Origin of the sequence: Pseudomonas entomophila (assembly GCF_018417595.1) — a bacterium.
Taxonomy (GTDB): Bacteria; Pseudomonadota; Gammaproteobacteria; order Pseudomonadales; family Pseudomonadaceae; genus Aquipseudomonas; species Aquipseudomonas entomophila_C.
On sequence record NZ_CP070982.1, the window covers coordinates 4,286,536 to 4,309,114 of the forward strand.

The 22,579-nt window shown below is 64.9% G+C and carries 23 protein-coding genes; 12 read left to right on the forward strand and 11 right to left on the reverse strand.

Features of this window, described 5'->3' with window-relative positions; all coding sequences use genetic code 11:
- Positions 1 to 51 precede the first annotated feature (51 nt).
- Complete coding sequence (ydiJ, locus tag JYG34_RS18610; RefSeq protein WP_213657786.1) at positions 52 to 3,069, reverse strand: D-2-hydroxyglutarate dehydrogenase YdiJ; 3,018 nt, start codon at positions 3,067 to 3,069, stop codon at positions 52 to 54.
- Positions 3,070 to 3,221: 152 nt separating this feature from the next.
- On the opposite strand from ydiJ, the gene JYG34_RS18615 reads away from it, so the two are divergent.
- The gene (locus tag JYG34_RS18615; RefSeq protein WP_213657787.1) at positions 3,222 to 4,106 is read left to right on the forward strand and encodes a LysR substrate-binding domain-containing protein; all 885 of its coding nucleotides are present in this window, start codon (positions 3,222 to 3,224) and stop codon (positions 4,104 to 4,106) included.
- 255 nt (positions 4,107 to 4,361) lie between these two features.
- Here the strand turns inward: JYG34_RS18615 and JYG34_RS18620 are convergent, their stop codons facing one another.
- The 6 genes from JYG34_RS18620 to JYG34_RS18645 all read right to left on the reverse strand — a co-directional run bounded on the left by JYG34_RS18620 (position 4,362) and on the right by JYG34_RS18645 (position 10,844).
- Positions 4,362 to 5,780, reverse strand: a complete 1,419-nt coding sequence (locus JYG34_RS18620) for an amino acid permease (RefSeq protein ID WP_213657788.1) — start codon at positions 5,778 to 5,780, stop codon at positions 4,362 to 4,364.
- A gap of 666 nt (positions 5,781 to 6,446) precedes the next feature.
- Positions 6,447 to 7,511, reverse strand: a complete 1,065-nt coding sequence (rluB, locus tag JYG34_RS18625) for a 23S rRNA pseudouridine(2605) synthase RluB (RefSeq protein ID WP_213657789.1) — start codon at positions 7,509 to 7,511, stop codon at positions 6,447 to 6,449.
- A gap of 220 nt (positions 7,512 to 7,731) precedes the next feature.
- Positions 7,732 to 8,502, reverse strand: coding sequence for an SMC-Scp complex subunit ScpB (gene scpB, locus JYG34_RS18630; RefSeq protein WP_213657790.1), 771 nt, complete (start codon positions 8,500 to 8,502; stop codon positions 7,732 to 7,734).
- Positions 8,503 to 8,516: 14 nt separating this feature from the next.
- Positions 8,517 to 9,215, reverse strand: coding sequence for a segregation and condensation protein A (locus JYG34_RS18635; RefSeq protein WP_213661220.1), 699 nt, complete (start codon positions 9,213 to 9,215; stop codon positions 8,517 to 8,519).
- Between the two features lie 125 nt (positions 9,216 to 9,340).
- Complete coding sequence (locus tag JYG34_RS18640; RefSeq protein ID WP_044488858.1) at positions 9,341 to 9,970, reverse strand: L-threonylcarbamoyladenylate synthase; 630 nt, start codon at positions 9,968 to 9,970, stop codon at positions 9,341 to 9,343.
- 13 nt (positions 9,971 to 9,983) lie between these two features.
- The gene (locus JYG34_RS18645) at positions 9,984 to 10,844 is read right to left on the reverse strand and encodes a PHP domain-containing protein (RefSeq protein ID WP_213657791.1); all 861 of its coding nucleotides are present in this window, start codon (positions 10,842 to 10,844) and stop codon (positions 9,984 to 9,986) included.
- A gap of 67 nt (positions 10,845 to 10,911) precedes the next feature.
- Between JYG34_RS18645 and JYG34_RS18650 the strand changes: the two genes are divergently transcribed.
- From JYG34_RS18650 to JYG34_RS18675, 6 genes are all read left to right on the forward strand, one after another.
- Positions 10,912 to 11,508, forward strand: coding sequence for a septation protein A (locus tag JYG34_RS18650; RefSeq protein WP_213657792.1), 597 nt, complete (start codon positions 10,912 to 10,914; stop codon positions 11,506 to 11,508).
- Between the two features lies 1 nt (position 11,509).
- Complete coding sequence (locus JYG34_RS18655) at positions 11,510 to 11,809, forward strand: YciI family protein (protein ID WP_213657793.1); 300 nt, start codon at positions 11,510 to 11,512, stop codon at positions 11,807 to 11,809.
- Between the two features lie 162 nt (positions 11,810 to 11,971).
- Positions 11,972 to 12,364, forward strand: coding sequence for a translation initiation factor 2 (locus tag JYG34_RS18660; RefSeq protein WP_213657794.1), 393 nt, complete (start codon positions 11,972 to 11,974; stop codon positions 12,362 to 12,364).
- Positions 12,365 to 12,371: 7 nt separating this feature from the next.
- On the forward strand, positions 12,372 to 13,049 hold the full coding sequence (locus tag JYG34_RS18665) for a response regulator transcription factor (protein WP_213657795.1): 678 nt from the start codon (positions 12,372 to 12,374) through the stop codon (positions 13,047 to 13,049).
- Positions 13,050 to 13,249: 200 nt separating this feature from the next.
- On the forward strand, positions 13,250 to 13,666 hold the full coding sequence (locus JYG34_RS18670) for a Spy/CpxP family protein refolding chaperone (RefSeq protein WP_213657796.1): 417 nt from the start codon (positions 13,250 to 13,252) through the stop codon (positions 13,664 to 13,666).
- A 54-nt stretch (positions 13,667 to 13,720) separates the two neighbouring features.
- Positions 13,721 to 15,067 carry a sensor histidine kinase gene (locus JYG34_RS18675; protein ID WP_213657797.1) on the forward strand — a complete coding sequence of 449 codons (1,347 nt, stop codon included), beginning with the start codon at positions 13,721 to 13,723 and terminating at the stop codon, positions 15,065 to 15,067.
- Between the two features lie 45 nt (positions 15,068 to 15,112).
- Here JYG34_RS18675 and JYG34_RS18680 read toward each other — a convergent pair whose 3' ends face one another.
- Entirely contained in the window at positions 15,113 to 15,670 is a 558-nt protein-coding gene (locus JYG34_RS18680; RefSeq protein ID WP_213657798.1) for an NAD(P)H nitroreductase, read from the reverse strand.
- 169 nt (positions 15,671 to 15,839) lie between these two features.
- Here JYG34_RS18680 and JYG34_RS18685 point away from each other — a divergent pair, with 169 nt between their 5' ends.
- Positions 15,840 to 17,294, forward strand: a complete 1,455-nt coding sequence (locus JYG34_RS18685; protein ID WP_213657799.1) for a TrkH family potassium uptake protein — start codon at positions 15,840 to 15,842, stop codon at positions 17,292 to 17,294.
- Here the strand turns inward: JYG34_RS18685 and JYG34_RS18690 are convergent.
- Complete coding sequence (locus tag JYG34_RS18690) at positions 17,251 to 18,297, reverse strand: AraC family transcriptional regulator (RefSeq protein ID WP_213657800.1); 1,047 nt, start codon at positions 18,295 to 18,297, stop codon at positions 17,251 to 17,253. The genes JYG34_RS18685 and JYG34_RS18690 overlap by 44 nt on opposite strands.
- Before the next feature lie 154 nt (positions 18,298 to 18,451).
- On the opposite strand from JYG34_RS18690, the gene JYG34_RS18695 reads away from it, so the two are divergent.
- Positions 18,452 to 18,763 carry a DUF962 domain-containing protein gene (locus JYG34_RS18695; RefSeq protein ID WP_213657801.1) on the forward strand — a complete coding sequence of 104 codons (312 nt, stop codon included), beginning with the start codon at positions 18,452 to 18,454 and terminating at the stop codon, positions 18,761 to 18,763.
- A gap of 99 nt (positions 18,764 to 18,862) precedes the next feature.
- Entirely contained in the window at positions 18,863 to 19,435 is a 573-nt protein-coding gene (locus JYG34_RS18700) for an HD domain-containing protein (RefSeq protein ID WP_213657802.1), read from the forward strand.
- 89 nt (positions 19,436 to 19,524) lie between these two features.
- Here JYG34_RS18700 and JYG34_RS18705 read toward each other — a convergent pair whose 3' ends face one another.
- On the reverse strand, positions 19,525 to 20,325 hold the full coding sequence (locus JYG34_RS18705; RefSeq protein WP_213657803.1) for a UDP-2,3-diacylglucosamine diphosphatase: 801 nt from the start codon (positions 20,323 to 20,325) through the stop codon (positions 19,525 to 19,527).
- Between the two features lie 130 nt (positions 20,326 to 20,455).
- Between JYG34_RS18705 and JYG34_RS18710 the strand changes: the two genes are divergently transcribed.
- Complete coding sequence (locus tag JYG34_RS18710) at positions 20,456 to 21,223, forward strand: AraC family transcriptional regulator (RefSeq protein WP_213657804.1); 768 nt, start codon at positions 20,456 to 20,458, stop codon at positions 21,221 to 21,223.
- 176 nt (positions 21,224 to 21,399) lie between these two features.
- Positions 21,400 to 22,290: a DMT family transporter gene (locus JYG34_RS18715; RefSeq protein WP_213657805.1), complete on the forward strand. Its 891-nt coding sequence runs from the start codon at positions 21,400 to 21,402 to the stop codon at positions 22,288 to 22,290.
- Here JYG34_RS18715 and JYG34_RS18720 read toward each other — a convergent pair whose 3' ends face one another.
- Positions 22,291 to 22,572 carry a SelT/SelW/SelH family protein gene (locus JYG34_RS18720; RefSeq protein ID WP_011535001.1) on the reverse strand — a complete coding sequence of 94 codons (282 nt, stop codon included), beginning with the start codon at positions 22,570 to 22,572 and terminating at the stop codon, positions 22,291 to 22,293.
- Positions 22,573 to 22,579: the final 7 nt, after the last annotated feature.

Genomic DNA, 22,579 nt, shown 5'->3' on the forward strand with positions numbered 1-22,579 from the left:
CGCCTGGCGCCCCTTGTGCCGCGAAAGGGCTGCAAAGCAGCCCCCCTGTGGTCAGCGCTGCGCGTACTGCAGCACCACCTCCAGCGGATGGCGCAGCTGCTTTTCGGTCATGCGCTTGACCTGGCTGCGGCACGAGTACCCGGTGGCCAATGCCTCACCCTGCTTGTCCAGCTTGGTCGCCCAGGACTGCTCGAAGATGGTCCTCGAGGTATCCTGGTTACGCGCTTCGTGCCCATAAGTACCAGACATGCCGCAGCAACCGGTGGCCTCGGTGACCAACTTCAGTCCAAGGCGGGCGAACACCTGCTCCCACTGCTTCGTGCTGGCCGGCACATTCGTCTTCTCGGTGCAGTGAGCCATCAGGCGGAAACTGTCGGCCTGGGCCGGCGCCTGCTCAGGCAGCACGCTCATCAACCACTCCTGTGGCAGCAGCACAGCCGGGCACTCCACGCCATCGACCTTCTGGTACTCCTGGCGGTAGACCAGGGTCATCGCCGGATCCAGCCCCACCAGCGGTACGCCGCAGTCGGCAAGCGCCTTGAGCTGGGTAGCGTTGCGAACCGCCGCCTTGGCGAAGGCGCCGAGGAAACCCTGCACGTGCAGCGGTTTGCCATTGGCGCTGTAGGGCGCCAGGAACACCTTGTGCCCCAGGCGATGGGCCAGCTCGATGAACGAGGCCAGCAACGGCGTCTCGAAGTAGCGGGTGAAGGCATCCTGCACCAGCACGATACTGCGCTCGCGCTGGGCCGGGGTCAGCTCGCGCAGGGCTGGCACACTGGCCACCTGAACGCGGCAACGGGTCAGGGTGGACTGGAAGTTGAAGCGGCTGATCAGTGGGCTGTCGACCATGCCGACCTTGTCCGCCAGCAGCCTGCTCACCCACTTCGAACCCATCACCGCGTTGTACAGGCCCGGCGCATGGGCCAGGTATGGGATGGTGAACTCCAGCGAGCCGATCAGGTAATCGCGCAGCGGACGCTGGTAGCGGCCGTGGTACAACTCGAGGAAGCGCGAACGGAAGTCCGGCACATTGACCTTGATCGGACACTGCCCCGCGCAGGACTTGCACGCCAGGCAGCCCGCCATGGCGTCGTACACCTCATGGGAGAAGTCTGCCTGCCCCTGCTGGCGCGCACGGCTGTTGCGCAGTCGCGCCGGCAGCCCCTTGAACCAGGACGCCTTGCGCTGGGCGGCGGCGAGCACGTCGATGTTCGCTTCGCCCTGCAGGCGCAGCCATTCGCGGATCAGCGAGGCGCGGCCCTTCGGTGAATGCTGGCGCTCGCGGGTGGCCTTCCACGACGGGCACATGGCGTCGTTGGGGTCGTAGTTGTAGCAGGCGCCATTACCGTTGCAGTGCACGGCACTGCCGAAGCTTTGCCAGACCCGCTCGTCGATCGTCCGGTCCAGGTCGCCGCGCAGAGGTGCGCCATCCACCGGCGTCAGGCCTTCGGCACTGTCCGGCGGGGTGCAGATCTTGCCAGGGTTGAGCTGGTTGTGCGGGTCGAACGCGCCTTTCAGACGCTGCAATGCCGGGTACAGCTCGCCGAAATACGCCGGTACATACTCGGAGCGCAGGCCCTTGCCGTGCTCGCCCCAGAGCAGGCCACCGTAGCGCTGGGTCAGCGCTGCCACGGCATCGGAGATCGGCTTGACCAGCGCGGCCTGGGCCGGATCCTTCATGTCCAGCGCCGGGCGCACATGCAACACGCCCGCATCGACGTGGCCGAACATGCCGTACGCCAAGCCATGACCGTCGAGCAGGGCACGGAAGTCGGCAATGTAGTCGGCCAGTTGCTCCGGTGGCACGGCGGTGTCCTCGACGAACGGTTGCGGGCGTACCTCACCCTCGACGTTGCCCAGCAGGCCCACCGAACGCTTGCGCATGGTGTAGACCTTGGTCACCGCTTCCGCCCCCTCCGCCAAGGTATGCCCCAGGCGCTCGACACTGGTGTCGCGCTGCAGGTGTTCGACGAACGCTTCGACCCGCGCATTGACCTCGGCCGGGTCGTCGCCGCAGAACTCCACCAGGTTGATACCCAGGGTCGGGCGCTCGGCGTCGGCCGGGAAATACTCGGCGACGCTGTGCCAGACGATATCCTTCATCGCCAGCATCAACACCTTGGAGTCGACGGTCTCGATCGACAGCGGCTTGTGCGCCATCAACGCATTGGCGTCGCGCAGGGCGTCCATGAAACTGATGTAGCGCACGTTGACCAGCACTGCATACTTCGGGATCGGCAGCACATTGAGCTTGGCCTCGACCACGTAGCCCAGCGAGCCTTCGGCACCACAGAGCACGCTGTTGAGGTTGAAGCGGCCCTGCTCGTCGCGCAGGTGCGCCAGGTCGTAGCCGGTCAGGCAGCGGTTGAGCTTGGGGAAGGTGCTTTCAATCAGTTCGGCCTGGCTTTCCTGGATTTCCCGGGCCATGCGATACACCTCGCCGACCCGGCCAGGCGCGGCGCAGGCCTGCTCCAGCGCCACGTCGTCGATCGGCAGGCTGTGCAAGCGTTCGCCACCGAGCAGCACGCTGTGCAGCTCGAGCACGTGGTCGCGGGTCTTGCCGTAGGTGCAGCTGCCCTGGCCACTGGCATCGGTGTTGATCATGCCGCCGACGGTGGCGCGGTTTGAAGTGGACAGCTCCGGGGCGAAGAACAGGCCGTGGGGCTTGAGCGCGGCGTTGAGCTGGTCCTTGACCACGCCCGCCTGGACCCGCACCCAGCGCTCCTCGACATTGATCTCGAGGATGGTGTTCATGTGCCGCGACAGGTCGACGACGATGCCGTCGGTCAACGACTGGCCGTTGGTGCCGGTGCCGCCGCCACGCGGGGTCAGCTTGATGCCGCGAAAACGTGGCTCGGCCATCAACGTGGCGACGCGCGCCACATCGTCGGCATCTTGCGGGAACACCGCCGCCTGGGGCAGGCGCTGGTAGATGGAGTTGTCGGTGGCCAGCACCGTACGGGTGCCGTAGTCGGCGCTGATCTGGCCACGGAAGCCGCTGTTTTTCAGGGCTTCGAGGAATTCAGGGTATTGGGCGGCGGGCGCACGGGGCGGCAGCTGGGCGATCATCGAAGGATGCCTCGTTGATATCGGGCTAATTCACGGAAATCTTGTCACTCCGGCATGAATGAGTCATGGGAGGATTTCGAATGTGCCAATGTTCCTGTAGTTTCGCGCCAGGGGCAAACGGATATTCCTGCCGCTATCGATGAGCTTTATGAATGAATTACCGCCACCTCACCCCTTCGATGTCGCTGCTGCTGGCTTTCGAAGCCGCCGCCCGGCATGAAAGCTATACCCGCGCCGCCGCCGAACTGTCGCTGACCCAGAGCGCGGTGAGCCGCCAGGTGCAGGCACTGGAACAACAGCTGGGGCTCACGCTGTTCCGCCGCGAGGGGCGCCAGGTGCAACTGACCGATGTCGGCCGCCTGTACCAGCGCGAACTGAGTGAGGCGCTGGGGCGAATCCGCAGCGCCACCCTCCAGGCCCTGGCCTATCAGTCCGGCGTCGGCACCCTGCGCCTGGCAACCCTGCCGACCTTCGGCTCGAAATGGCTGCTGCCACGCCTGCACGCCTTCTACAGCGCGCATCCGGGGATGCTGGTGCACATTCATTCACGCATCGAGGCAATCAACTTCGACACCAGCGAGATCGACGCCGCCATCGGCGTGGCCACCCATGACCTGCCTGGGCTGATCTGCCACCGCTTGCACGCCGAGGAACTGGTGGTGATCCTGCCGCCGGACAGTGCGCGCGACGAGCCATGCTGGAGCCCGGCGCGAATCAGCGAAGAGGTACTGCTCAATGTGGCCAACAACCCACACGCCTGGGGCGAATGGTTCTCCCACCACGCCCTGCCGCACCGCTCGATGCGCCTGGGGCCAAGCTTCGAGCTGACCTCGCACCTGATCCAGGCGGTGCGCGCGGGGATCGGCATCGGGCTGGTGCCGCGAATCCTGGTGGAGGAAGAACTGGCCAGTGGCGAACTGTTCAGCCCCGGCACCCCATTTGCCAGCCAGCGCAGTTACTACCTGATCTACCCACCAAGGAATGAGGCGCTGCCCTCGTTGCGAGCGTTTCGCGGCTGGTTGCTCGAACAGATCTGACCGCTCAGCTACCTGGGCCGGCCTGTTCGCGGGTAAACCCGCTCCCACAGGGACTGCATCGACCTTGGTATGAGCGGTGCACCTGTAGGAGCCGGCCTTGCCGGTGAATGGGTCAGCTGCTCCACAGGCTATGTGCTGCACCGTGGATCACACTTCACCTGTGGGAGCGGGTTTACCCGCGAAAAGGCCGGCGCAGACAACAAAAAACCCGACGCCAGTCGCCTGGCATCGGGTTTTCTCGAAGCACCTCAGCGCTTACTTGGCCACGCTACCCGCAGCACCGTTGGCCTGCGCCCCACGCTTGCTCTTGAGCACGTAGAACACATACATCACCACCAGCCATACCGGCATCGCGTATACCGATACCTGGATGCCAGGAATCTGCAGCATGATGCCCAGGATCAGCACCACGAACGCCAGCACCAGGTAGTTGCCGTACGGGTACCACAGCGCCTTGAACAGCGGCTTCTGGCCGGTGCGGTCGAGGTGCTGGCGGAACTTCAGGTGCGAGTAGCTGATCATCGCCCAGTTGATCACCAGGGTCGCCACCACCAGCGACATCAGCAGTTCCAGGGCATTCTGCGGCATCAGGTAGTTGAGCAACACCGCGATCAGCGTCACCGCCGCCGACACCAGGATCGAACGCACCGGCACGCCGCGGCGGTCAACCTTGGCCAGGGCTGCCGGGGCATCACCCTGCTCGGCCATGCCCAGCAGCATGCGGGCGTTGCAGTAGGTGCCGCTGTTGTACACCGACAGCGCTGCGGTCAGGACCACGAAGTTCAGCAGGTGCGCGGCCACGTCGCTCCCCAGCAGCGAGAACACCTGGACGAACGGGCTGCTGCCGTAGCTGCCACCGGAAGCGTCGATGCTGGCCACCAGGCTGTCCCACGGGGTCAGCGACAGCAACACCACCAGGGCGCCTACATAGAAGATCAGAATGCGGTAGATGACCTGATTGATCGCCTTGGGGATCACGGTCTTCGGCTTGTCGGCCTCGGCAGCGGTGAAGCCGAGCATTTCCAGGCCACCAAAGGAGAACATGATGAAGGCCAGGGCCATCACCAGCCCGCTGACACCGTGCGGGAAGAAGCCACCATGGGCCCACAGGTTGGTCACCGACGCTTCAGGGCCGCCACTGCCACTGGTCAGCAGGTAGGCGCCCAGGCCGATCATGCCGACGATGGCGGCGACCTTGATGATCGCGAACCAGAACTCGGCCTCGCCGAAGATCTTCACGTTCATCAGGTTGATGGCGTTGATCAGCAGGAAGAACGCCGCCGCGGTCACCCAGGTCGGGATCTCCGGCCACCAGTAGTGGACGTACTTGCCGACCGCCGAAAGCTCCGACATACCCACCAGGATGTACAGCACCCAGCAGTTCCAGCCCGACAGGAAGCCGGCGAAACCGCCCCAGTACTTGTGCGCGAAGTGGCTGAAGGAGCCGGCCACCGGCTCCTCGACGATCATCTCGCCGAGCTGGCGCATGATCATGAAGGCAATGAAGCCGCAGATGGCGTAGCCGAGGATCATCGACGGGCCGGCGGACTTCATCACGCCGGCCGAGCCCAGGAACAACCCGGTGCCGATGGCGCCGCCCAGGGCGATCAGTTGGATATGGCGGTTCTTCAAGCCACGCTTGAGTTCGCCGGACTGTGAGTTATGTCCACTCATGAACGAAGTCACCTGCTTGTTTTTATCTGTGACGGAATCGGACCCACCGCACTCGTGGCGCAGCGGAATGGGCAAGGTGGTTACCTTGGGTTCTTGGACGGGTCGCTCGCGAAAGCGCGGGTCAACCGGGTGTCAGCAAGAGTGCGCGGTACGCAAGGGAGTCACAGGTAAAACGCGGCGCATTGTATACCCCTGCAAACGCGCAGGCGTCAACGCGTTGCGTCGTTTCCTGATGAAAAAACGCACCGGTCCTGGGGTGAAGGCCTGAAAAGGCGGAGTGATCGGCGTACATGGCGCCTCCGTTTTGTTGTTTTGGTGCCTGGCGGTCCTGCCTGGCTTTGCACACGGCAATGGCGCTATCTCAGCGGTTGGGCGGGGGATTTGGAAGGGGGAGAACCGGGGCTTGGAGGTTCTGCGGCGAGGGTCGTGGAAAATTTTTGTTACGCAGTGCGAAAAAAATCGGGCAGGCCGGGTTATACGGGCATTTTTGTATAAATTTCTTTACAGGGTGGTTTGAAAACTTTCCACTTGCCAGGAAATTTTCAGTGCATTCAGGAACTTGGGCCGCTTTGCGGCCATTCGCCGGCAAGCCAGCTACAGGGGAAGCGGTTCCGGCAGGCACAAAAAAGCCAGCCCGAAGGCTGGCTCTTTCGTTACCAGGCTGAATCAGCCGCGTGGTTTGCCACGACCACGACCGGCAGGCTTGTCGCCCTCAGGGCGGGCCGGACGCTTGCGCATCTCGCTTGGGCGCTCGGCCACCGCGCTACCGCGGCTGCTCTTGCGCGGCGCCGAGTCTTCGCGCGCCGTACGTGCCGGGCGCTCGCCCTGGCCTTCCTGGGCGGGACGCAGGGTACGTACACGCTCACCACGCCCCAGCGGACGGGTCGACTTGCGCTGCAGGCGCTCGAGCTTATCCTTGGCCTTGAGCTTCATCTCCGGCAGCGCCACTGGCTGCAGGCCGACTTCAGCGGCCAGGATGTCGATCTCGCCCTGGCTCATTTCGCGCCAGCGGCCCATCGGCAGGTCGGAGTTGAGGAACACCGGGCCGAAACGCACGCGCTTCAGGCGGCTGACCACCACGCCTTGCGACTCCCACAGGCGGCGCACTTCGCGGTTGCGGCCTTCCATCACCACGCAGTGGTACCAGTGGTTGAAGCCTTCACCACCCGGTGCCTTCTGGATGTCGGTGAACTTGGCCGGGCCGTCTTCGAGCATCACACCAGCCTTGAGGCGATCGACCATGTCGTCGTCGACCTCGCCACGCACACGCACGGCGTACTCGCGGTCCATTTCGTAGGAGGGGTGCATCAGGCGGTTGGCCAGCTCACCGTCGGTGGTGAACAGCAGCAGACCGGTGGTGTTGATGTCCAGGCGGCCGATGTTGATCCAGCGGCCCTCTTTCGGGCGCGGCAGGCGGTCGAACACGGTCGGGCGGCCTTCCGGGTCGTCACGGGTGCAGATCTCGCCGTCAGGCTTGTTGTACATGATCACGCGGCGGGTCGCCTCGGCGGCCTCGACACGCTTGATCAGCTTGCCATCGACGGTGATGGCGTCGTGCAGGTCGACGCGCAGGCCCAGGGTGGCCTCGACGCCGTTGACCTTGATGCGGCCCTGGCTGATCCAGGCCTCGACGTCACGACGCGAGCCGACGCCGATGCGGGCCAGCACTTTCTGCAGTTTTTCGCCGGATGGCGGAGTGGGTTGTTGGTCTTGCAGGTCTTTGTCATTCATCTGGGCACCTCCCGGTGTAGTAGTGAAAGCGGGCGCGCATCATACGCGGAACGCACTGGAGAGTAGAGCGTTTTGTGGGGGCGGAAGTGTTTTTCTGCCAAATGGCCTTTTGTGGCCTGGGCCGGCCTCTTCGCGGGCAAGCCCGCTCCCGCAGGGACAACGCCACCACCCTGTGGGAGCGGGTTTACCCGCGAAAGGGCAGGTACCGCCAGCAGAAGAGTCAGGGCTGCAACTTGTCCTCTTCCTGCTCCGAGGCCTCAGGCTCTTCTTCGCGCAAATCATCGAAATCGGTCTTGAGCCCCTCTTCCATCGCATCCAGCTCCACCAGCAGCGAACGGAAACTGGTCTCTTCCTTCGGCTCCACCTCTGCACCCTCCTCAACCAGGCTGGCATCGGCCAGGGCCTGCAGGTGCGCCGGCACCGGGGCTTCGTCCGGGTCGAGCAGCGGCTCGGGCTCCAGCTCGCGCAACTCGGCCAGCGCCGGCAGCTCGTCGAGGCTCTTGAGGTTGAAGTGATCCAGGAACGCCTTGGTGGTGGCAAACATCGCCGGGCGCCCCGGCACCTCGCGATAACCGACGATGCGGATCCACTCTCGTTCCATGAGCGTCTTGATGATGTTGCTGTTCACCGCCACGCCCCGCACATCCTCGATCTCGCCGCGGGTGATGGGCTGGCGGTAGGCGATCAGCGCCATGGTTTCGAGCAGCGCGCGGGAGTAGCGCTGCGGGCGCTCCTCCCACAGGCGGCCGACCCAGGGGGCGTAGTCTTCGCGAATCTGCAGGCGATAGCCGCTGGCCACCTCCTTGAGCTCGAAGGCGCGGCCATTGCACGATTTGCCCAGCACCTCCAGGGCCTTCTTGAAGACAGCCGGCGCTGGGCGCTCCGCCTCTTCGAACAGTTCGTACAGGCGCTCGAGGGATTGTGGCTTGCCCGAGGCGAGCAGGAAGGCCTCGATCAGCGAAGCCAGTTCGCGGGGTTCATTCAGGTTCATCGGTAGTCGTCAGGTCACTCTGCCCGGGCACGGACGTGGATCGGGGCGAAAGGCTCATTTTGCACCAGTTCGATCAAGGATTCCTTCACCAGCTCGAGAATCGCCATGAAGGTGACCACCACGCCGAGCTTGCCCTCCTCGCGGGTGAACAGCTCGACAAACGGCACGAAGGCGCCGCCCTTGAGGCGCTCCAGCACTTCACTCATGCGCTCGCGGGTGGACAGGGTCTCGCGGGTGATCTGGTGGCTTTCGAACAGGTCGTTGCGGCGCATGACCTCGGCCATGGACAGCAGGATCTCCTCCAGCGCGACCTCGGGCAGCAGCTTGCGCGCCTTGGCCTGGGGTGCCTCCAGGCGCGGCACCAGCACCTCGCGGCCGACCCGTGGCAATTCGTCGATCCCCTCGGCGGCAGCCTTGAAGCGTTCGTACTCCTGCAGACGACGGATCAGCTCGGCGCGCGGGTCGCCCTCCTCTTCTTCCACCTCGCTGGAGCGTGGCAGCAGCATGCGCGACTTGATCTCGGCGAGCATGGCGGCCATCACCAGGTACTCGGCGGCCAGTTCCAGGCGCACGCTTTTCATCAGCTCGACATAGCTCATGTACTGCCGGGTGATTTCCGCCACCGGGATGTCGAGGATGTCGACGTTCTGCTTGCGGATCAGGTACAGCAACAGGTCCAGCGGGCCTTCGAAGGCTTCGAGGAAGACTTCCAGGGCGTCCGGCGGGATGTACAGGTCGACCGGCATCTCGGTCAGGGCTTCGCCGTAGACCAGGGCCAGTTGCAGCTGGAACGGCGCTTCCGCCTCGATGGCCGGCGCCTCGGGCGCTTCCACCTGGCTCACGCGTTGGCCAGGAACGGCGTGGGGTCGCCGCAACCTTCGCGGATCAACGCAGGTTCGTCGCCGGACAGGTCGATGACAGTGGATGCCTTGAGGTCACCGAAGCCGCCATCGATGATCAGGTCGACGTGATGCTCCAGGCGCTGGCGGATCTCGTAAGGGTCGGTCATCGGCTCTTCGTCGCCCGGCAGGATCAGGCTCACGCTCATCAATGGCTCACCGAGCTCCTCGAGCAAGGCCAGGACGATGGGGTTGGAGGGTACGCGCAGGCCAATGGTGCGGCGTTTTTCGTGCATCAGCAGGCGCGGCACTTCACGGGTGGCATTGAGGATGAAGGTGTAGGGGCCTGGAATGTGCGCCTTGAGCAGACGGAAGGTCGCAGTGTCGATCTTGGCGAAGGTGCCCATCTGCGAGAGGTCGCAGCACAGCAGGGTGAAATTGTGGTTCTTGTCCAACTGACGCAGGCGGCGAACGCGCTCGATGGCGTTCTTGTCGCCAATCTGGCAGCCCATCGCATAGGCCGAGTCGGTCGGGTAGACCACGACCCCACCCTTGCGGATGATCTCGACAGCCTGCTTGATCAGGCGCGCCTGCGGGTTCTCCGCATGAATCTGGAAAAATTGGCTCACGAAGTCGTCCTGTTCATACCGCCATAGGCTGTTCATGTCGGAATCGGCGCCACAGGGGTGGCAGGTCCTCGGGCAAGGGCCGGTAGGCACCGATCTCGCCCCAGGTGCCAGGGCCGTGGAAATCGCTGCCGGCACTCGCCAGCAGGCCGAACTCACGGGTGAGGATGGACATCGTCCCCACCTGCTCGGGCGGCATCATCCCATTGACCACTTCCAGTGCCTGCCCGCCTGCCTGAATATAGTCGGCAATCAGCCGTCTGCGCTTGCTGCGTGTCAGTTCGTAATGCATGGGATGGGCCAGGCTCACCCAGGCATTGGACTGGCGTAGAGTGGCTACGGTTTCCTCCAGCGTTGGCCAGTGCAGCTTGACGTCGCCCAGCTTGCCGGCGCCCAGCCACTTGCGGAAGGCTTCGCCACGGTCCTTGACGAAGCCGGCGCGCACCATGAATTCGGCGAAGTGCGGACGCGCCGGGGCGTTGCCGCTGTCGCCCAGCTCCTGCTGCACGGCCCGCGCGCCTTCCAGTGCGCCGGGCATACCCTTGGCCGCCAGCTTGCGATCGATCTCTTCGGCGCGCAGCCAGCGGCCACGGTGCAGGTTGTCGATGGCTTCGAGCAAGGGTGGCGCATCCAACGGGAAATCATAGCCCAGCACATGAATGGTCGCGCCGCCCCAGGTGCACGACAGTTCGACACCGCTGACCCACTGCATGCCTTGTTCGGCGCACGCCTGGCGCGCCTCGGGCAGGCCTTCGAGGGTGTCGTGGTCGGTGAGCGAGAGAGTCCGCACCCCATGCTCGTGGGCCCGGGCGACCAGCGCCGTGGGCGACAGGGCGCCGTCGGAGGCCGTGCTGTGACAGTGCAGATCAACATTCATGGAGGAGCGCTTTCGCCGGAATCGATGTTTGTTATTATGCCGTCACATCCCGCTTCTGGCTGCCACTGTGAAACAATTCATCGATTTCATCCCGCTGCTGCTGTTCTTCATCGTCTACAAGCTGGACCCGCGCCCGGTCGAATTCGCCGGCCACGGCTTCGAGTTCGGCGGGATCTACAGCGCCACCGCCATGCTGATCGTCAGCTCCGTGGTGGTCTACGGCGCGCTGTTCCTGCGCCATGGCAAGCTGGAAAAGGGCCAGTTGCTCACCCTGGTCGCCTGCCTGGTGTTCGGCGGCCTGACGCTTGCCTTCCACAGCGAAACCTTCCTCAAGTGGAAGGCGCCGGTGGTCAACTGGTTGTTCGCCCTGGCCTTCACCGGCAGCCATTTCATCGGCGACCGGGTGCTGATCAAACGCATCATGGGTCACGCCCTGACACTTCCCGAAACAGTCTGGAACCGCCTGAACGTGGCGTGGATAGGCTTCTTTCTCGTGTGCGGCGCTGCCAACCTGTTCGTCGCCTTCACCTTCCAGGACTTCTGGGTCGACTTCAAGGTGTTCGGCAGCCTGGGCATGACCGTGATCTTCCTGGTGGCCCAGGGTGTCTACCTGTCGCGCCACCTGCACGACACCGACCCCTCCACCTCCAAACCCAAGGACTGACATGCTCTACGCCATCATCGCCAGCGACGTCGAAAATTCCCTGGAAAAACGCCTGGCCGCCCGCCCCGCCCACATCGAGCGCCTGCAACAGCTCAAGGCCGAAGGCCGCGTGGTCCTGGCCGGGCCACACCCGGCCATCGACAGCAACGACCCGGGCGCCGCCGGCTTCAGCGGCAGCCTGATCGTCGCCGAGTTCGATTCGCTGGCCGTCGCCCAGGCCTGGGCCGACCAGGATCCGTACATCGCCGCGGGCGTCTACGACAAAGTCGTGGTCAAGCCGTTCAAGCAAGTCCTGCCCTGATCTGCAACCGCGCCGTCCTCTTCGCGGGTAAACCCGCTCCCACTGGCTCCTCACACCTCTGTGGGAGCGGGTTTACCCGCGAATGGCGCTAACGCTCTACAGCCTCATCTAATCCGACAACCAGCCGACAACCTCCTGAACCGATACGAATCAGGAGTTCCAATGCGTCAAGGTCCGATGTCCCTGCTGCTTTGCCTGTCACTGCTGTCCCCTCTCGCCGTGGCCGAGCAGCCGCTGTCGCTGGAAGCCGGGGCGCGGATCACCGAGCTGCAGCAGCGCCTGGAAGAAAGCGAGCAGCAACGCAATGCGTTGAACCAGCAATTGCAGAACCAGGACAGCACGCGCGAAAGCGCCCAACTGACCCGCCTGCGCCAGGATAACCAGCGCCTGAAGCAGGCCATCAAGGAACTGCAGGCCGGCGCCAGCCTGCCCCAGCGCCTGCTCACCGACCAGCAGCAATGGTTCCTGATCGGCTCGGTCGTTGCACTGTTGTCGGCAGTCTGCGGTATCTTAGCCAGCGGCGGACACAGAAGACGCCGTCAATGGTTGAATTGAGTGGAACATGAGCGAGCTGTTACTGATTGATGATGACCAGGAACTGTGCGAGCTGCTCGGCAGCTGGCTGACCCAGGAAGGGTTTGCGGTACGTGCCTGCCACGATGGCCAGAGCGCGCGCCAGGCCCTGGCCACCCAAGCCCCGGCGGCGGTGGTGCTGGATGTCATGCTGCCTGATGGCAGCGGCCTGGAACTGCTCAAGCAGCTGCGCAGTGAACATACCGACTTGCCAGTGCTGATGCTTTCGGCCCGCGGCGAACCGCTGGACCGCATCCTGGGCCTGGAGCTGGGCGCCGATGACTACCTGGCCAAACCCTGCGACCCCCGCGAGCTCACCGCACGCCTGCGCGCGGTGCTGCGCCGCAGCCACCCCAGCGCCCCCAGCAGCCAGGTCGAAGTCGGTGACCTGGCCTTCAGCACGGTGCGCGGCGTGGTCAGCATCGACGGCCGCGAGATGACCCTCACACTCTCCGAGAGTCGCATCCTCGAAGCCCTGCTGCGCCAGCCCGGCGAACCGCTGGACAAGCAGGAGCTGGCGCAGATCGGCCTGGGCCGCAAGCTGACCCTCTACGACCGCAGCCTGGACATGCACGTCAGCAACCTGCGCAAGAAGATCGGCCCGCACCCCGACGGCCGCCCACGCATTGTTGCCCTGCGCAGCCGCGGCTACTACTACAGCCTCTGATCACTGTAGGAGCGGCTTCAGCCGCGATCACCCGCGAAGCGGGTGGCCAGGCGCCGTGGTGCCTGCATCGCGGCTAAAGCCGCTCCTACACACCGTTTTTCATCTTTACCCAGCCTTTACCCTCGCCTGACCGCCCTTGACCTTGCTTTCCCTAGACTGGGCTCATCCGGTAACCACCGGCCCCTGAAAGGAGAGATACCATGCGCAAGACCCTTATCGCCCTGATGTTCGCCGCCGCCCTGCCGACCGTGGCCATGGCCATGCCTGAAGGCGGCCCGCGTCACGACGGCCCGCATCATCGCGGTGACGCGCCTTTCGCCCAACTGGACCTGAGCCGCGACCAACGCCAGCAGATCGGCAAACTGATGGGCGAGCAGATGCAACAGCGCCGCGACATCACCGAGCGCTACATCAACAAGCTGCCCGCCGCCGACCAGAAGGCCATGAAGGACGAGATCAAGGCCAGCCACGACAAGACCGAAGGCCAGATCCGCGGCCTGCTCAAGCCCGATCAGCAGAAGAAGTTCGACGAACTGCAGAAGGAACGCGCCGCGCGCAAGGCCGAATGGCAGGAATTCCAGGCCTGGAAAGCTGAAAAAGCCACCAAGGCCCAGTAAGCTGTCCCCCCGCAGCCCGGCCCGCGACAGTGCGGGCCGGGCTTTGCTCGCTTCATGGAGGTGCTTGTCTTGCGTTCACTGTTCTGGCGCATCCTGGCCAGCTTCTGGCTGGCCATCACCCTGGTCGCCGGCCTGTCGATCCTGCTCGGCCATATGCTCAACCAGGATGCCTGGATCCTCAGCCGCCACCCGGGCCTGAACAACCTGGCCAGTCACTGGGCCCAGCACTATGAACAGGAAGGCCTGGAGTCTTCCCAGCGCTTTCTGGAGCGGCGCAAGCAACGCTACCGGATCGACGTCCAGGTACTCGACGACAGCGGCGACGCCGTGGTACCCGGCACCTTCCCGCGTCGCGCCGCCGCCTTCGAAGCGCGCCAGCACAACGACGAACGCCGCCTGCCCTGGCGCCGCCTGACCGAGGAATACACCAGCCCCAGCAGCGGCGAAACCTACCTGCTGATCTACCGCATCCCCCACCCCGAGCTGGCCGCCTGGCATCGCGAGAGCCTGATCTGGCCGCTCAGCGCCCTGGGGATAGCCCTGGTGGTGCTGACCCTGTTCAGCCTGCTGGTCACCCTGTCGATCACCCGCCCGCTCAGCCGCCTGCGCGGCGCCGTGCACGACCTGGGGCAGGCCAGTTACCAGCAGAACAGCTTGGCCCGCCTGGCTGTGCGCCGTGACGAGTTCGGCGTGCTGGCCAACGATTTCAACAAGATGGGCGCCCGCCTGCAGAGCCTGATCGGCAGCCAGCGCCAGTTGCTGCGCGATGTCTCCCACGAGCTGCGCTCACCGCTGGCGCGCCTGCGCATCGCCCTGGCCCTGGCGGAGCGCGCCGACCCCGAGCAGCGCCAGGCCCTGTGGCCGCGCCTGACCCGCGAATGTGACCGGCTGGAGGACCTGATCAGCGAAATACTTGTGCTGGCCCGGGTCGATGCCGAGCAGGCCCATGCCGAACCCGTGGATCTCAACGCCCTGCTGGGCAGCGTGCGCAAGGATGCCCAGCTCAGCGCACCGGAGCAGGAAGTGAAGCTGGAGGCACAACCGGGCCTGGTGCTGCAGGGGTGGCCGACCTTGATCGAGCGGGCGCTGGACAACCTGCTGCGCAATGCCCTGCGGTTCAATCCGGCGGGGCAGCCGATCGAGATTCGCGCGAGCCGCGAGCAGGAACGGATCGTGTTGAGCGTGCGTGATCATGGGCCCGGCGTGGCGGTGGAACACCTGGCGCAATTGGGGGAACCGTTCTTCCGCGCTCCGGGACAGGATGCGCCGGGGCATGGGTTGGGGTTGGCGATTGCACGCAAGGCGGCCGAGCGCCATGGTGGAACGCTGACGGTAGGGAACCACCCGCAGGGCGGCTTCATCGCGACACTGGAGTTTCCCTGCGACATCAGCGTTGGCTGATCGATCCCGGGCTGCCGCGAAAGGGCCGCAAAGCGGCCCCAGTGCTCACTCGCCCCAGGCGCTGACGTACTGGGCGGTCTCCAGGGCCGGTGCCGTGCGCGGCTCACCAATCGGCGTACCCACATACAGGTAGCCAATTACTTCCTCGTTCGCCTCCAGCCCCAAGCCCTTGTGCACATGGGCATCGAAGGCCATGTCGCCGGTACGCCACACCGCACCGATGCCTTGGGCATGCGCCGCGATCAGGATGCCATGGGCGGCGCAGCCGGCGGCCAGGCGTTGTTCGATCTTCGGCACCTTGAAATGGTCCTGCAACCGGGCGACCACCACGATCAGCAACGGCGCGCGCAGCGGCATCGCCCGGGCCTTGTCCAGCGCGGCCTGGCTAGCATCGCCCTTGGCCTGCACCGCTTCGGCGAACAGCTCGCCGAGTTTCTCCCGCCCCTGGCCTTCGATGGTCAGGAAGCGCCAGGGACGCAGCTGGCCATGGTCCGGTGCGCGCAGCGCAGCCTGGAACAGCGCCTCGCGCTGGGCGGCATTGGGCGCGGGGTCGGTCAGGCGTGGCACGGAAACACGGTTGAGCAATGCGTCGAGAGCCTCCATCGGCTACCCTCCTGGCAAGTTGAAAGTGCGGCCATTCTCAAGCTGCAAGCTGCAAGCTGCAAGCCACAAGAAAAACAGCCTGTGCACGCCTCATTGGTGCTTGGCGCTTGCAGCTTGCAACTTGCCGCTTAAAATGGCGCCCTTTCCGTTGCGAGTCAGGGCAGATCACATGGCATTGCCGACCTTAAGGATCATTGGTTTCATCATCGGCATCTTCCTGATCACCCTGGCGGTGAGCATGGTCGTGCCCATGGCGACCCTGGTGGTCTTCGAGCGCACCGGCGACATGACGTCGTTCCTCTGGTCGAGCCTGATCACCTTCGTCGCCGGCCTGGGCCTGGTCATGCCCGGGCGCCCCGAGCATGTGCACCTTCGCCCCCGTGACATGTACCTGCTGACCGTCAGCAGCTGGCTGGTGGTCTGCGTGTTCGCCGCCCTGCCGTTCCTGCTGACGCAACACATCAGCTACACCGACGCCTTCTTCGAAAGCATGTCCGGCATCACCGCCACCGGCGCCACCGTGCTCAGCGGGCTGGACAGCATGTCGCCGGGCATCCTCATGTGGCGCTCGATGCTGCACTGGCTGGGCGGCATCGGCTTCATCGGCATGGCGGTGGCGATCCTGCCGTTGCTGCGCATCGGTGGCATGCGCCTGTTCCAGACCGAATCCTCCGACCGCTCGGAGAAGGTCATGCCGCGCTCGCACATGGTCGCCAAGTCGATCGTGGCGGTATACGTCGGTATCACCGTGTTCGGCAGCCTGGCCTTCTGGTGGGCGGGCATGAGCCCGTTCGACGCGATCAACCATGCCATGTCGGCGATCTCCACCGGCGGTTTCTCGACGTCCGACCAATCCCTGGCCAAGTGGGACATCCCGGCCGTGCACTGGGTCGCGGTGGTGGTGATGATCCTTGGCAGCCTGCCGTTCACCCTGTACGTGGCCACCCTGCGTGGGCACCGCAAGGCGCTGATCAAGGACCAGCAGGTGCAGGGCCTGCTCGCCATGCTGGTGGCCACTTGGCTGGTCCTCGGAACCTGGTACTGGGCGACCACCGACCTGCACTGGCTCGACGCCCTTCGCCATGTGGCGCTGAACGTCACCTCGGTGGTCACCACCACCGGCTTCGCCCTGGGCGACTACAGCATGTGGGGCAACTTCTCGCTGATGCTGTTCTTCTATCTCGGCTTTGTCGGTGGCTGCTCTGGTTCCACCGCGGGCGGCATCAAGATCTTCCGCTTCCAGGTCGCCTACATCCTGCTCAAGGCCAACCTCAACCAGTTGATCCATCCGCGCGCGGTGATCAAGCAGAAGTACAACGGCCACCGCCTCGACGAAGAGATCGTGCGTTCGATCCTGACCTTCTCGTTCTTCTTCGCCATCACCATCTGCATCATCGCCCTGCTGCTGTCGCTGCTGGGCGTGGACTGGATGACCGCGCTGACCGGCGCCGCCGGCACGGTCTCGGGCGTGGGCCCCGGGCTGGGCGAGGTGATCGGGCCGGCCGGCAACTATGCCAGCCTGCCGGACGCCGCCAAGTGGATCCTTTCCGTAGGCATGCTGCTCGGCCGCCTGGAGATCATCACGGTGCTGGTGTTGTGCATGCCGGCGTTCTGGCGTCACTGATCACCAGGCGCGCGCGGTACTCGCTCGGGGTGGCGTCGAACCAGCGGCGGAACGCCCGGTAGAAGTTGCTCGGGTCGGCGAACCCCAACAGGTAGGCGGTTTCCAGCAAGGTCGTGCCCGGCTGGGCGAGGTACTGCTCGGCCAGCTCCCGGCGGGTGTCGTCGAGCAGGGTCTGGAAACTGGTGCCCTCGTCCTGCAGGCGACGCTGCAAAGTGCGCTGCGACAGGTGCAGAGCCTGCGCCACGGTTTCACGCTTGGGTTCGCCCTGGGGCAGTATGCGGCACAACACCTGGCGCACCCGATGGGTCACGCGGCTCTCCGAGAAGCGCGCCAGATACTCGCCGGCGAACCGGTCATGCAACACCGCCATCGCTTCGTTGGCCGTGGGCAGCGGCGCCTCCATGTCGGCGCGCTCGAACACCAGCGCATCGTGGGGCGCGCCGAATACCAGCGGCGCGTGGAACGCCACCTTGTACGGCTCGACATCGCGCGGTTGCGCCCCTTGGATAAGCACCCGGCGTGGCTGGATCGGCCGCCCGCTCAGCCAGGTGCTGAGCGCCAGTGCACAAGCCAGTGAAGCTTCGGCGCTATGGCGGGTCGGCGGCAGGTGATCGCCATGTACCGTCAGCACCAGCGCGTAGCCTTCAGGCCCCAGACGAAAACTCAGATCGGAGCTTTCCGCGATGATCCGCTGATACCGCACCAGGCGCTCGAAACCTTCGGCCAGGGTGCGGCTGGACATGAGTGCATAGCCCACCACATGAAAGGAGGCCGGCCGCACCACCCTGGCCATGTTCAGGCCGATGGCTTCGTTGCCGGACAACTCGACCGCCAACTGCCACAGGCGCGTCATGGCATCTTGGGGAAAACGCGCATCGGGGTCGTCCAGCGCACTGAAATCCAACCCCAGTTGTTTGAACATGGCCCGGCAATCGAGCCCTTCCAGCTCAAGCGCCTTGACGATCCCTGATGCCCAACTGGCTGACGTGGTTCTCTCACTCATGACAGGCTTCTTGTGCTGACCGCTCCTGCGGTGAACCGAAAGGATACTCAATTGGCGCTCATTGTCACTGGCCGGGGCCATCAGTGACTCTAGACTCGATTCAGGCTCCACGCCGTGTATGCTGTAAGGCATCCGCGACTTCCGGAGCACCGCCATGACCAGCACCGCGCAGTTCCGTACTTTTGCCGAGTTCTACCCCTACTATCTCGGTGAGCACAGCAATGCCGCCTGCCGGCGCCTGCACTTCATCGGCACCAGCCTGGTGATCGCCCTGCTCGCCTACACCCTAGCCAGCGGCAAATGGCTGTTGCTGCTGGCCGTGCCGCTGGCCGGCTACGGCTTTGCCTGGGTCGGCCATTTCTTCTTCGAGAAAAATCGCCCGGCCACCTTCACCCACCCCTGGTACAGCCTGGTGGGCGACTTCGCCATGTTCCGCGACATACTGCTGGGGCGCATCAGCCTCTGATCGGCCCGCTGGGCCAGGTTCGCGTCCCGCCTGGCCACTGTCAAAGCCCGAGGCTTGGCCAACACTGGCGGCATACTCGGCAGCAGTGGCGCTCAGGTAATGAACAAACAAGCGAGCTTCAACCACATGCGCGACGGCACGGCCCAGGACTGGGCAATCATCGCCGACGACTTCCGCGCCTTTTCCCGCCAGCTACCACAACGCATCCTGGCCCACTTGCGCTTGCTGGACGGTGATTTCGGCGGTTTCCCCATCGATCGCCTGAGCCACTCGCTGCAGACCGCCACCCGCGCCTACCGTGATGGGCGCGACGAGGAGTACGTGGTCTGCGCCCTGCTCCACGACATCGGCGACACCCTGGGCAGCTACAACCATCCGGATATCGCCGCGGCGATCCTCAAGCCTTTCGTCAGCGCCGAGAACCTGTGGATGGTCGAGAAGCACGGGATCTTCCAGGGCTACTACTTTTTCCACCACCTGGGCATGGATCGGCATCTGCGCGAGCAGTTCAGCGAGCACCCGCAGTATCAGCGGACCATTGAATTCTGTGCCCGCTATGACGCAGCGGCATTCGACCCGGACTACGAAAGCCTGCCGCTTGCGTTCTTCGAACCGATGCTGGAGAGGGTGTTCGCCCAGCCACGGCAGTCGGTCTACAAGGCAGCCCTGTAGGAGCGGCTTTAGCCGCGATACGGACATCACGGTATCTGGCACCTGCTTCGCAGGTGATCGCGGCTGAAGCCGCTCCTACAGAGGCAGGATCAAGCCGGCTCGCTCAGCGACGCCAACTGCGCCTGGGCCTCGGCAAACCGATACAGCTCGATCTGCCCGTCCCAGTGCTCGATCAGCGCCGTGCAGGACTCCACCCAATCGCCACAGTTGAGATACTCCACCTCCCCCACCCGGCGAATCTCGGCATGGTGGATATGCCCGCACACCACCCCCTGGAAGCCTCGCCGGGTGCATTCATGGGCAATCGCATCCTCGAAGTCGCTGATGAAGTTCACCGCGCCCTTGACCTTGTGCTTGAGGTAGGCCGATAGCGACCAGTAACCGTAGCCGTAGCGGGCCCGCCAATGATTGAGCCAGCGATTCAAGACCAAAGTGAACTCGTAGGCCCGGTCACCGAGGAACGCCAGCCAGCGGTGGTAACGGGTGATCACGTCGAACTGGTCGCCATGCACCACCAGCAGGCGCCGGCCATCCGCAGTCAGGTGCTCGGCCTCGTCCACCAGCTGGATATTGCCGAGGATCAGCTTGGAGTAACGCCGCAGGAACTCGTCATGGTTGCCGGTGACATAGATCACCTCGGTGCCGCGCTTGCTCATGGTCAGCAGCCGGCGGATGACGTTGGTGTGGGCTTGCGGCCAGTAGATGCCGCCGCGCAGCTTCCAGCCATCGATGATGTCGCCGACCAGATAGATGCGATCGGCCTGGTAGCCCTTGAGAAAGCTCGACAAGTGCTCGGCCTGGCAATCCCGGGTGCCCAGGTGCACATCGGAGATCCACAGGGTGCGCACACGCTGCTTGCGTGACGGGCGGGCGAGTTCGGCATGGGTCATGGGCAGGCTCCGGCACTGTTTGCTGGAGACTGGCAGGCCGGCATGACAGGCCGGTGGCAGTCCCATGACCATCCTGCGTGGGGCCTGGCACTGGGTGTACACTGCCCACCTGCCCTCGAGGAAATCCCCCATGAGCACCGGCTCGCTGCTTTCGCTGCGCCACTATCGCCACGACCTGATCGCCCACAGCCACGACCATCCGCAGCTGGTGTTTGGTCTGGGTGGTCGCCTGAACTTCGAGGTACAGGGCCGTGGCGCACAGCTGGAGCGCCAGGACCTGATGGTGGTGCCGGCCGGCGCGCATCACACCTGCGGCAGCCCCAGTGGCAGCCATTGCCTGGTGCTGGACGTGCCGGATGAGCACTGGCTCGGTGAACACCTGGGCAGCCACGCCGACAACAGTCGCCGCCTGCTCGACCGCCCCGGCGCCCTGACCCTGGACAATCGTCAGCAACAACTGGTGGATTGGCTGGCGAGCAGCCCGGTGGATGATCCACTGATCGCTCGCCAGGGTGCCGTCCTGCTGCTGGCCAGCTTGACGCCGCAGGCCTGTGCGCCAGTGATCGCCAGCAAGCGCCTGCCCTACGCCGCCTTCGACGCGCATATCGAACGCCATGCCGCCCACCCGCTGCAGGTTGCAGACCTGGCACGGCTGGCCGGGCTGTCCAGCGCGCGGCTGCATGCGCGGTTTGCCAGCGAGTGCGGCATGACCCCGATGGATTACATTCGCCAGCGGCGGCTGCTCATGGCTCGACGGTTGCTGCGCGAGACGGCGCTGCCAGTGGGCGAGATCGCGGCGCGGGTGGGGTATGGCTCGCAGAGCGCGTTCAGTGCGGCAATGCTGCGCGCCTTCGGCAACTCCCCGCTGGCCTTGCGCCGAGAGTCTGGCGACAACTGACGCGAGGCGCGCGACAGACATGGGCAGTCCGGGCTTTTACACTGAGCCAACATCTTTACTGCCTTTCCCGGCCTCTTCGCGGGTAAACCCGCTCCCACAGGCCTATGCGAAACCTGTGGGAGCGGGTTTACCCGCGAAGAGGCCGGAACAGGCGTTTGCGCATACAAAGGACCACCATGAACCACCGCACCGCCCTCGGCGCCCTGCACATCGGCGCGCTGTTCTTCGGCCTGACAGGCGTCTTCGGCAAGCTGGCTGCCAGTGCCAGCCCCGCGATCATCGTCTTCGGCCGCGCCGCCTTCGCCGTGCTCGCCCTGGGCCTGTTCGCCGGCCTCGCCCGCCAGGCCTGGCAACCGCTCAGGGGGCGCGACCTGCGCCGCCTGCTGCTCGGTGGCGTGCTGCTGGCGGGGCACTGGGTGAGTTTCTTCATCGCGGTCAAGGTCGGTGGCGTGGCCATCGCCACGCTCGGCTTCGCCAGCTTCCCGGCCTTCACCGTCATCCTCGAGGGCCTGTTGTTCCGCGAGCGCATCCGGCGCAACGAAGCGTTGCTGGTACTGCTGGTGAGCATCGGCCTGGTGCTGGTCACGCCTGCGTTCGACCTGGCCAGCGAAGCCACCGGTGGGTTGCTCTGGGCTTTGCTCTCGGGCCTGCTGTTCTCGCTGCTGTCACTCACCAACCGGGCGGGTTCCGGGCGCCTGCCCGCCGTGCAGGCGGCGCTGTGGCAGAACCTGGTGGTGACCCTGTGCCTGCTGCCGGTGGCCATCCCTGGCCTCGCGGCCGTGGCCCCCATGGACTGGCTGTGGATCGCCCTGCTGGGCATCTTCTGCACGGGGGTGGCCCACAGCCTGTTCGTCGCCAGCCTGGCAGTGATCAAGGCGCGCACGGCGGCGGTGGTGTTCGGCATGGAACCGGTCTATGGCATCGCCGTGGCCTGGGCAGTGTTCGCCGAGACGCCGACCCCGAGCATGCTCGCCGGTGGCGCGCTGATCATCTTTGCCATCGTGCTGTCCAGCCGCCTGAGTGCCGAGCAGCCGGTGAAACAGCGGCCACTCACCGAAGGCGCCTGATCAGCGATCGTTGTGGCCCAGGTCGCGTTGCGGGTCGATCTGGTCCCGTACCCGCTGCTTGAGCACCTTGGCCTCGGGGAAGCCGCCATCGGCCTTGCGCTCCCAGATCTGCACGCCGTCGCAGGTGATGCGGAAGATCCCGCCGGTGCCTGGCTCAAGCGCTACCCGCCCGAGATCGTCGCTGAAGGTGCTGAGCAGCTCCTGGGCCAGCCAGGCGGCACGCAGCAACCATTGGCACTGGGTGCAGTAAGTGATGACAATTTCCGGCTTGGCAGTCGCCATGTGACAT

Bases quoted from the DNA above. Each gene is read 5' to 3' on its own strand.
- JYG34_RS18620 (WP_213657788.1), bottom strand. From the start codon at position 5,780: ATGAGTGGACATAACTCACAGTCCGGCGAACTCAAGCGTGGCTTGAAG.
- JYG34_RS18715 (WP_213657805.1), top strand. From the start codon at position 21,400: ATGAACCACCGCACCGCCCTCGGCGCCCTGCACATCGGCGCGCTGTTC.
- JYG34_RS18670 (WP_213657796.1), top strand. From the start codon at position 13,250: ATGCGCAAGACCCTTATCGCCCTGATGTTCGCCGCCGCCCTGCCGACC.
- JYG34_RS18720 (WP_011535001.1), bottom strand. From the start codon at position 22,572: ATGGCGACTGCCAAGCCGGAAATTGTCATCACTTACTGCACCCAGTGC.
- JYG34_RS18705 (WP_213657803.1), bottom strand. From the start codon at position 20,325: ATGACCCATGCCGAACTCGCCCGCCCGTCACGCAAGCAGCGTGTGCGC.
- JYG34_RS18655 (WP_213657793.1), top strand. From the start codon at position 11,510: ATGCTCTACGCCATCATCGCCAGCGACGTCGAAAATTCCCTGGAAAAA.
- JYG34_RS18710 (WP_213657804.1), top strand. From the start codon at position 20,456: ATGAGCACCGGCTCGCTGCTTTCGCTGCGCCACTATCGCCACGACCTG.
- JYG34_RS18700 (WP_213657802.1), top strand. From the start codon at position 18,863: ATGAACAAACAAGCGAGCTTCAACCACATGCGCGACGGCACGGCCCAG.
- JYG34_RS18695 (WP_213657801.1), top strand. From the start codon at position 18,452: ATGACCAGCACCGCGCAGTTCCGTACTTTTGCCGAGTTCTACCCCTAC.
- JYG34_RS18680 (WP_213657798.1), bottom strand. From the start codon at position 15,670: ATGGAGGCTCTCGACGCATTGCTCAACCGTGTTTCCGTGCCACGCCTG.
- scpB (WP_213657790.1), bottom strand. From the start codon at position 8,502: ATGAACCTGAATGAACCCCGCGAACTGGCTTCGCTGATCGAGGCCTTC.
- JYG34_RS18660 (WP_213657794.1), top strand. From the start codon at position 11,972: ATGCGTCAAGGTCCGATGTCCCTGCTGCTTTGCCTGTCACTGCTGTCC.
- rluB (WP_213657789.1), bottom strand. From the start codon at position 7,511: ATGAATGACAAAGACCTGCAAGACCAACAACCCACTCCGCCATCCGGC.
- JYG34_RS18615 (WP_213657787.1), top strand. From the start codon at position 3,222: ATGAATTACCGCCACCTCACCCCTTCGATGTCGCTGCTGCTGGCTTTC.
- JYG34_RS18685 (WP_213657799.1), top strand. From the start codon at position 15,840: ATGGCATTGCCGACCTTAAGGATCATTGGTTTCATCATCGGCATCTTC.
- JYG34_RS18645 (WP_213657791.1), bottom strand. From the start codon at position 10,844: ATGAATGTTGATCTGCACTGTCACAGCACGGCCTCCGACGGCGCCCTG.
- JYG34_RS18690 (WP_213657800.1), bottom strand. From the start codon at position 18,297: ATGAGTGAGAGAACCACGTCAGCCAGTTGGGCATCAGGGATCGTCAAG.
- JYG34_RS18665 (WP_213657795.1), top strand. From the start codon at position 12,372: ATGAGCGAGCTGTTACTGATTGATGATGACCAGGAACTGTGCGAGCTG.
- ydiJ (WP_213657786.1), bottom strand. From the start codon at position 3,069: ATGATCGCCCAGCTGCCGCCCCGTGCGCCCGCCGCCCAATACCCTGAA.
- JYG34_RS18675 (WP_213657797.1), top strand. From the start codon at position 13,721: ATGGAGGTGCTTGTCTTGCGTTCACTGTTCTGGCGCATCCTGGCCAGC.